General features: G+C 66.3%; 5 protein-coding genes. 1 reads left to right on the forward strand and 4 read right to left on the reverse strand.

Annotation, left to right across the window (positions count from 1 at the left end; genetic code table 11):
* Positions 1 to 21 precede the first annotated feature (21 nt).
* The 4 genes from AUP43_RS03045 to AUP43_RS03060 form a co-directional block, all read right to left on the reverse strand.
* Positions 22 to 2,418 (reverse strand): penicillin acylase family protein, encoded by a 2,397-nt coding sequence (locus tag AUP43_RS03045; protein WP_067552512.1) that lies wholly within the window; start codon positions 2,416 to 2,418, stop codon positions 22 to 24.
* A gap of 112 nt (positions 2,419 to 2,530) precedes the next feature.
* Positions 2,531 to 4,051 (reverse strand): malonate--CoA ligase, encoded by a 1,521-nt coding sequence (locus AUP43_RS03050; RefSeq protein WP_067552515.1) that lies wholly within the window; start codon positions 4,049 to 4,051, stop codon positions 2,531 to 2,533.
* A gap of 132 nt (positions 4,052 to 4,183) precedes the next feature.
* Positions 4,184 to 6,343 carry a TRAP transporter permease gene (locus AUP43_RS03055; protein ID WP_067552518.1) on the reverse strand — a complete coding sequence of 720 codons (2,160 nt, stop codon included), beginning with the start codon at positions 6,341 to 6,343 and terminating at the stop codon, positions 4,184 to 4,186.
* A 113-nt stretch (positions 6,344 to 6,456) separates the two neighbouring features.
* Positions 6,457 to 7,458, reverse strand: a complete 1,002-nt coding sequence (locus AUP43_RS03060; RefSeq protein ID WP_067552521.1) for a TAXI family TRAP transporter solute-binding subunit — start codon at positions 7,456 to 7,458, stop codon at positions 6,457 to 6,459.
* A gap of 234 nt (positions 7,459 to 7,692) precedes the next feature.
* On the opposite strand from AUP43_RS03060, the gene AUP43_RS03065 reads away from it, so the two are divergent.
* The coding region (locus tag AUP43_RS03065) for a type III PLP-dependent enzyme domain-containing protein (RefSeq protein ID WP_157089212.1) at positions 7,693 to 8,808 on the forward strand (1,116 nt) is incomplete at its 3' end.

An 8,808-nucleotide genomic window follows, 5' to 3' on the forward strand; every position in this document is an offset into this window, starting at 1 on the left:
GCCGTCTCGAAGCATCGGGCGCTACCGCCCCGGCCTCAGCAGCAGCCGGTCGGCCGGGCCCTCGGGCTGCGGCGGGATCGGGAAGCTGCCGCCGTCGCTCCAGAGCCGCGCCAAATCGCCATAATGGGCGGAGAACGGGTTGCCGGACTGGCCGAGCGCCTGCACGAACAGCGAGCGGTCCAGGTCGGCCAGGTCGAACACCACCCGCAGTCCCGCCCCGTGGACATGGCGGTAGGGTTCCGCCCCCTGCATGCGGCTGGTGCCGCGATTGACCGTGTCGTTGCTGCCTCCGGTCGGTACGGCCACGTCGGTCAGGCCGCGCAGCAGCGGGATGCGACCCAGCAGCATGTTGGAGAAGACGGCGCGGTGCCTGTCGCCCCAGCGCAGGCCGGCGAGATCGTCGCCCAGCTCCGCCCGCGCATCGTCCAGGGCGGCGCGGACGATGTCGGCGCAGCTCTCGCGCCGGTCGGCGGTGCCGGTATCGTCGCACCAGGCGCTGTCCTGTTGCAGCATTCCGATCGTCACCGGCAGGCGGGGGGCGTGGAACGGCTCCCCGGCGGGCGCGAATTCGTCGGCGAACAGGCGGCGCTCCAGATGGCGCAGCAGGGCGCTATAGAGCAGCGGTTCCGGCCGCGCGCGGTCCATGGCGCCGTCCCACGCCGCCAGCATCGCCTTGGCCGGGCTGTCCGGCAGCATCGGCAGGATCGCGGGCAACAGCTCGCGCGCGCCCAGCGAGACGACATCGTTCTGCAACGCCGCCATCTGCCGGGCGGTGGCGTTTTCAGTCTCGTCCAGCCGGTCGGCGATGCGCCGGGCGCGGTAGGCCACGTCGAACTCGCGGCCCAGGAAATGCGGATAGCCGGGATCGGCCACGTTGTTATTGCCGTTCACCACCCGGCCGCTGGCGGGGTTGAAACGCTGCGGCAATTCCTCGAACGGCACGAAGCCGGTCCAGTCATGCTCCCCAGTCCAGCCGGGAACGGGCAGGAAGCCGTCGCCCTGCCGGCGGATCGGCGTCAGCCCGGTGGTGACGATGCCGAAATCGCCATTCACATCGGCGAAGGCGACATTCTGCTGCGGCGCCTGGAAGTCGCGCAGCCGGTCGCGGAACTCGGCGGCGCTGCCGGCGCGGTTCAGGCGGTACAGCCCCTCGGCGGTGCGGTCGTCCGGGTTCAGCGACGTGGCGGCCAGCGCCAGCGCGGTATTCTCCGGCAGGGCCGCCAGCGTGCGGCGGCTATCGGCATGCCCGTCGGAGACGACCGGCCCGTGCCGCGTGGCCCGCACCGTGACGGTCACCGGCTCGCCGCCGCGCACGCGGATGGTCTCCTCGCGCGTCTCGAAGGCGGCGCTGCCGTCCGGCGTCAGGTAGCGGGCAGGATCGGCGGGGTCGATGCGCTCGATGAAGATGTCCGATGTGTCGCTGTGCGTGGTGGTGAAGCCCCAGGCGACCCGCCCATTATGGCCGATCAGCACCATCGGCACACCGGGCACGGTGGCCCCCGTCAACGTCAGCGTCGGCGTCTCGATGCGGGCCAGGTACCACAGGTTCGGATTGCTGAGGCCCAGATGCGGATCGTTCGCCAATAGTGGCTTGCCGCTTTCGGTATGCGCCCCGCCCAGCGCCCAGATGTTGGAGGCGAGGCGTGGCTGCACCGCCTCGGGCACGCGCGCCTGAATCGCGGCGAGGCGGGTGCGGTCCAGCTGCTTCAGCGTTTCCGACAGCGGCACATGTCGCTCGGCCGGTTCGGAGGACCATAATTCCTCGATCTGCTCGGCGCTGAAATGGTTGGCTAGACGCGCGCGCTCCAGCTCGGCATACCAGTTGCCGGAGAGCTGCAGGGCCATCAGCCGGCCCCAGACCAGCGAATCGGCCGGGGTCCAGGGTTCGGGGTCGATCCACAGCAGGTTGAATTCCGGCGGCAGCGCGCCGTCGCGGTGGGCGAGATAGGCGTTCACCCCGTCGGCATAGCGCTCCAGCGCGCGCTTCAGCGCCGGCGAGGCGGTCTCGTAGCTGCGCTGCGCCAGCCGGTAGACGCCCAGCGTGCGCATGAAGCGGTCATAATCCAGCGTGGCGCTGCCCAGCACCTCGGACAGCCGGCCCGCGCCGACGCGGCGATTCTGCTCCATCTGCCACAGCCTGTCCTGGGCATGCACGAAGCCCAGCGCGAAGGCGGCGTCTCCCTCGCTCTCGGCGGCGATGCGCGGAATGCCCTTGCTGTCGCGGGTGACGGTAACCGGCGCTTCCAGGCCGGGCAGGGCGATCTCGCCGCTTGTCGTGGGCAGCGAGGTGCGCATCCAGACCAGCGCGCCGCCGGCCAGCAGGATCAGCAGCAGTACCAGGCTTCCCGCCGCCAGCCCCAGCCGCCGCGGCCATCGTCTCGTTCGCCGCCTTGCTCGTTCCTGGGGCGCTTGGGGCATGCAGCATTCCTTCGGTTACCGTTCCTGCCCGCTGATATAGGGACGGAACGCGCGAAGGGGATGCGTTTTTAAGAAAATCCTTCGCCCCGACAGGGGCTAGGGATTCAAGGGGCTACTTGGCGAAGCTGTCCTTGTACTGGTCGCGCAGGACGTTCTTCTGCACCTTGCCCATGGTGTTGCGCGGCAGTTCGTCGACGATATGCACATGCTTGGGCAGCTTGTAGGCGGCCAGGCGGGTCTTCAGCCGGGCGGCGATCTCCTCGCCGGCCGGCGGCTGGCCGCCGATCTTGCGGGCGACCACGGCGACGACGCCCTCGCCGAAATCCGGGTGCGGGACGCCGATCACGGCGCTTTCCTCGACGCCGTCCATCTGGTCGATCTCTTCCTCGACTTCCTTGGGGTAGACGTTGAAGCCGCCGGAGATGATCAGATCCTTGGCCCGCCCGGAAATCCAGACATAGCCCTTCTCGTCGATGCGCCCGACATCGCCGGTGATGAAGAAGCCGTCGGCGCGGATTTCGGCCGCCGTCTTCTCCGGCATGCGCCAATAGCCCTTGAAAACGTTCGGGCCGCGCACCTCGATGATGCCGGTCTCGCCGACCGCCAGGGCGTTGCCGTTCTCGTCGGCGATGCGCACCTCGACATCGGCCAGCGGCTTGCCGCAGCTTCCGGCCAGCCTGTCGCCCTCATAGGGGTTGGAGGTCAGCATGCCGGTCTCGGTCATGCCGTAGCGCTCCAGGATGGTGTGGCCGGTGCGCTCGCGGAACTGGTTGAAGGTCTCGGCCAGCAGCGGGGCGGAGCCGGCGATGAACAGCCGCATATGCGCCGTCAGCTCCGGGGTGAAACCGGCATGGCCCAGCAGGCGCACATAGAAGGTCGGCACGCCCATCATCACCGTCGCGCGCGGCAGCAGGCGCACCACCTGGTCGGCGTCGAACTTCGGCAGGAAGATCATCGCGCTGCCGTTCAGCAGCACGCAGTTGGTGGCGACGAACAGCCCGTGGGTGTGGAAGATCGGCAGCGCGTGCAGCAGCACGTCGCCCGGCCGGAAGGCCCAGGTCTTGTGCAGCGTCAGCGCGTTGGAGGCGAGGTTCCAATGGGTCAGCATCGCGCCCTTGGAGCGGCCGGTGGTGCCCGACGTGTAGAGGATGGCCCCCAGATCGTCCTTCGCGCGCGGCACGGTGGCGAAATCGGACGGCAGATTCTTGGCCTGCTCGACCAGCGTGCCGTCGGCCTGCTGGCCCAGCGTCAGAACGTGCGGGGTCTTCGCCTTGGCGGCGGCCTCGCCGACCCAGCCCTCGGTGCCGGGGCGGCAGACCACCACGCGCGGCTCGGCGTCGCCCAGGAAATATTCGATCTCCGCCTGCTGGTAGGCGGTGTTCAGCGGCAGGTAGGCGGCACCGGCGCGCAGGCAGGCGAGATAGAGGAAGATCGCCTCGGCCGATTTCTCCACTTGCACCGCCACCCGGTCGCCGGGCACCACGCCCAGCCTGGCCAGCAGGCCGGCGAACTTGCCGCTCCAGGCCTCCAGATCGGCATAGCTGTAGCGCGCGCCGGTCTCGGTCTCGATGAACAGATCGTCGCGGTCGGCCGGAAAGCGGCTGGCGAACAGGTCGTACAGATTCTCGCTCATGGGGGCGTCACACCGGTGGCTGTTGTTTTTGTCTTTATCGACTCTCTATAGCGAAAAGCGACGGGGCGGCACAAGCGAAGCCGTCATTTCGCTTGATGCCGCCCCGTGCGGTCTTCATCGGTTAAGGAAGGGTCAGGCTTTCGCCGTTGCCTTCCGGCCGGCGGCGAAGCGCTGGTAGGCGAAGATCGCGCCGCCCAGCGCAATGCCGATCACGTCGGTGTAGATGCCGCCTTCGATCAGCAGCAACGCCGCCAGCAGCAGCGCGACGCGCACCGGAATGCTGATCGGGCCGTAGAACCAGGCCTGCACCGCGCCGGACAGCAGATAGACGCCGATCGTGGCGGTGACCGCCGTGCGCAGGATCAGGTACCACTCGCCTTCCATCAGCAGCCCTTGGTTATAGAAGAACATGAAGGGCACGATGAAAGCCGCCAGCCCCAGCTTGAAGGCCGTGACGGAGGTCTTCATCGGGTCGGAGCCGGCAATGGCTGCGCCGGCATAGGCGGCCAGCGCCACCGGCGGGGTGATGGCTGAGATGACCGCGAAGTAGAACACGAACATGTGCGCCACCAGCGGCGTGATGCCGAGCTGGATAAGGCCAGGCGCCACCACCGACGCGGCGACCGCGTAGGCGGCCGTGGTCGGCATCCCCATGCCCAGCAGGATCGAGATGCCCATGGCGAAGAACAACGCCAGCAACTGGCTGGTGTCGGCGATCGCCAGCAGCATGGAGGAGAAGCGCAGCCCCACGCCGGTCAGCCCGATGACGCCGACGATGATGCCGGCGCACGCGCACACCGCGATGAGCTGGACGGACATCTTGGTGGTGTCCTCCAGCGCCTTCAGGATGCCGCGCGGCCCCATCTTGTTCGGGCTCAGCCAGCTCACCACCAGGGCGCTGATCAGCGCCAGGGTGCCGGCACGGATGACCGAATAGCCCATGAACAGGGCGGCGATCAGGATGATCACCGGGATGAACAGATAGACTTGCTTCACCAGGCGGCTGAATTTCGGCAGCTCGCTCGCCTTCATGCCCTTCATGCCCATCCGGGCGGCTTCGAAATCGACCATGAAGAAGATCGATAGGAAGTACAGGATGGCCGGAATCAGCGCCGCGACGATCAGCTCGGTGTAGGGGATGCCAGTGATCTCCGCCATGATGAAGGCGCCGGCGCCCATGATCGGCGGCATGATCTGGCCGCCGGTGGAGGCGGCCGCCTCGATGGCGGCGGCGGAGCGGGGGCGATAGCCGACCTTCTTCATCAGCGGGATAGTGAAGGAGCCGGTGGCCACCACATTGCCGGCCGAGGTGCCGTTGATCATGCCCATCAGGCCGCTGGCGAACACCGCCACCTTGGCCGGGCCGCCGCGCGCCCAGCCGAACAGCGCCATCGACAGATCGTTGAAATAATCGCCGACCTTGGACACCTGGAGGAACGCGCCAAAGGCGACGAACAGGATGATGTAGGTCGAGGAGACCGCCACCGTCGGGCCCAGAATGCCGTTATCCGTATAGATGTAGCTGAAGAAGCGCTGGAACCGGTAGCCGTCATGATGCAGGAAGGTCGGCAGATACGGGCCGGCGAAGGTGTAGAGAATGAACACCCCGGCGATGATCAGCAGGGCCAGGCCCGCCACCCGCCGCGTCAGCTCCAGGATCAGCAGCACGCCGATCAGCGCGAAGACGTAGTCCGGCTGCGTCGGCATCACGCCGGCGCGGAATTGCAGGAAGGAGACGTTGAACAGCAGATAGCCGCAGACCGTCAGGCAGCTCAGCATCAGCAGCCAGTCGTACCAGGCGATGCGATGGTCGCGCGGCTTGAAGTACCAGGCCGACAGCATGGCGACGACGGCGGAGATCAGCGCCGGCCAGGTGGCTGTGTTGAACACCCAGGGCGGCGGCATGTCGACGCCGGCCAGATCGCGCATGACAAAGGCATAGACGATGCAGAAGGCGGCGTAGAGCCCGGTCGCGCCGGCCACGGCCAGCGGCACTAATTCGAGCGGTGTCACCCAGCTGCCGCGCGCGCCGTCCAGCGTCTCGGTCGACCAGGCGGCGACCAGGGCGAAGCCGATGGCGAGGCCGCCGGCGACATGGATGATGCGGAAACTCCAGGTCTCCATCGGAAAGACGTTCAGCACCAGCAAGTGGAAGACGGCATAGCCGATGCAGCTCCACACCAACAGGTGGCGCTCCCAGCCGAATAGTCTGCGTTCGTTGGTGGGCGGCGGCTCGTCGGCAACATTGTTGGCGATGTCGAGATCGTCGCTCTGGCGTGTCGTGTCTGTCATGGGTTCAACGGCCTCCCAGATGCCGCCTTGTCGTCGTGACCCTAGGGAAGTACGAGGAACGGCCCTCCCCAGTGGGGAGAGCCGCTCTTCAAGTCAGTGTCGTCGGGTGGGGGTTATCCCTTGTTTTCCGGCGGCAGGACCTTCTGGTCCAGGGTCAGACCCTTTTCCTTGTAGTAGCGCACCGCGCCCGGATGGAACCACATGAAGCTGTTGTTCTTGTAGTTCTCGACCTTGGTGTCGGCGGCCGACTTGTGGATCTGCATCATGCGGTCCGGGTTCTCCAGGACCACCTTCATCACCTCGTACACCAGGCTTTCCGGCATGTCCTTGTGGGCGATGCCGAAGTTCCACATGGCGATGGTGTGCTGATCTTCCTTCTGGCTCTTATAGGTGTTCGCCGGAATGGTGAAGGGCGACACCGACGGGAAGGCGTCGACGATCTTCTTCTGCTCGTCCGTGGTGAAGGCGAACACATTGGCCGAGGCCTGCGCCTCGATCTGGGCGAAGGCCGCGATCGGCAGGCCGGCGCCGAAGGCGAAGGCGTCGATCAGGCCGTCCTGCACCTGGCCGGCCAGGTCGCTGGCGCCGCCGTACTGCGGCTTCACATTGAGGCCCAGCTCCTTGAACCAGAGCGGGAAGTAGGTGCCCGGCGTACCGCCCTTCGGGCCGACGCCGACGGTCTTGCCGTCCAGGTCCTTCACGCCCTTGATGCCGGAATCGGCCAGCGAGATGAGCTGGAACGGGGTCATGTACATCGGGAAGGTGGCGCGGACATTCTTCATTTCCACGCCCGGCGCGATCGGGCTCTTGCCGACCCAGCCATCATAGCCCGGACCCATGGTGGTCATGCCGAACTGCAGGTCGCCGGCATTCACCAGCGCCATGTTCTGCACCGGGCCGCCGGTCACTTCCGAGCTGGTGTTGATGCCCAGCTTCTCCTGCACCAGGTTCGCCCAGCCGGCGCCGTAGATGAAGTAGGTGCCGCCCTGCGAGGCGGTGCCGACCTTTACGGAGCTGGGCCAGCCTTTCTTGTCTTGCGCGTCCGCCGTGGACATAGCGAGTAGGGCCGTCGCGGTCACTGCCACGCCGGCGCACAGAATCGTCTTGAGGTTCATATGGGGTCCTCCAGGTTGCCATCCTTGCCGAAAGGGGTGCGGATTCTTCTTTTCGATCCGCTGCTCATCCGGCATCACAGGGTCACTAGTTAAACAAATGAGCGTCAAGCGCAACCCAGTTATGCCCTGAGGCGATGATAAAAATTCCCCTCAGCCGGCGCGTATGCCCTCTGCGTGCCGTGTTATAATGCGGATAGAATAGGAAAATTCAGAACCGCGGAGGAAATCAAGCCGGTGCCAGCCGATACGATGATCTCAGCCAAATCCAGCGGTGAGCGCCGCGTCGACCGGGCGGCCAATCGGCGTGTCTTTGCCGATGCTGCGGCAATGGTGGCGGCGCTGACGCCCAGCTATCCGGTTTACTGTCTGCGCCCGCAGATACTGCGACGGCAGGCCGGGCTGTTCCTGGAGGCGTTTCCCGGCCGGGTGCTGTATGCGGTGAAGTGCAATCCGCACCCGCGCATCCTGCAGGCGCTGCACGAGGGCGGCATCCGGCATTTCGACACCGCCTCGCTGCCGGAGATAGCGCTGGTGCGCGAGCAGTTCCGCGACGCGCATGCTTATTTCATGCATCCGGTGAAGATCAGGCCGCATATCAAGACGGCCGAGCATGTCTACGACATCACCCATTTCGTCGTCGATCACATGGACGAGCTGGAAAAGGTGATGGAGGAGACCGACAATGAGGATCTTACGATCTTCGTCCGCCTGGCCACGCCGGAGCTGGGCGGGGCCTACGATCTCTCGCAGAAATTCGGCGCCACGCCGGACGAGGCCGCCGCCCTTCTGCGCCGTGCGGAGAAGGAAGGCTATACGGTGGGCCTGGCCTTCCATGTCGGTTCGCAGATGCTGAATCCCTGGGCCTACAAGAAAGCGCTGGAGATGGCCGGCGCGGTGCTGGAACAGGCCGGCGTGCAGATCCAGTATCTCGATATCGGCGGCGGTTTCCCAGCGCCTTATGTCGGCCAGCCGGTGCCCGAGCTGGAAGCCTTCATCGAGCAGATCGAGGAGGGGCGGCGGCAGTTGAAGCTGCGCCGCGACTGCGTGCTGATGTGCGAGCCGGGGCGGGCGCTGGTGGCCAATGGCTGTTCGCTGATCGTGCAGGTGCAGTTGCGCAAGGGCGACCGGCTCTACATCAATGACGGCATCTATGGCAGCCTGTCGGAGCCGGCGCTGATCAAGATCCAGATGCCGGCCCGGCTGATCCGCTCCGCCGAATCGGTGGCGCTGGAGCCGGAGGCCGGAACGCTGAAGGATTTCACCATCTACGGCCCGACCTGCGACAGTTTCGACAAGCTGCCCACGCCGTTCCGCCTGCCGGAAAATGTCCGCGAGGGCGACTGGATCGAG

The organism is Oceanibaculum pacificum (assembly GCF_001618175.1).
Lineage (GTDB): Bacteria > Pseudomonadota > Alphaproteobacteria > Oceanibaculales > Oceanibaculaceae > Oceanibaculum > Oceanibaculum pacificum.

What these genes read in the sequence shown, in the direction of transcription:
- AUP43_RS03055 (WP_067552518.1), bottom strand. Translation starts at nt 6,343, where the DNA reads ATGACAGACACGACACGCCAGAGCGACGATCTCGACATCGCCAACAAT.
- AUP43_RS03045 (WP_067552512.1), bottom strand. Translation starts at nt 2,418, where the DNA reads ATGCCCCAAGCGCCCCAGGAACGAGCAAGGCGGCGAACGAGACGATGG.
- AUP43_RS03050 (WP_067552515.1), bottom strand. Translation starts at nt 4,051, where the DNA reads ATGAGCGAGAATCTGTACGACCTGTTCGCCAGCCGCTTTCCGGCCGAC.
- AUP43_RS03060 (WP_067552521.1), bottom strand. Translation starts at nt 7,458, where the DNA reads ATGAACCTCAAGACGATTCTGTGCGCCGGCGTGGCAGTGACCGCGACG.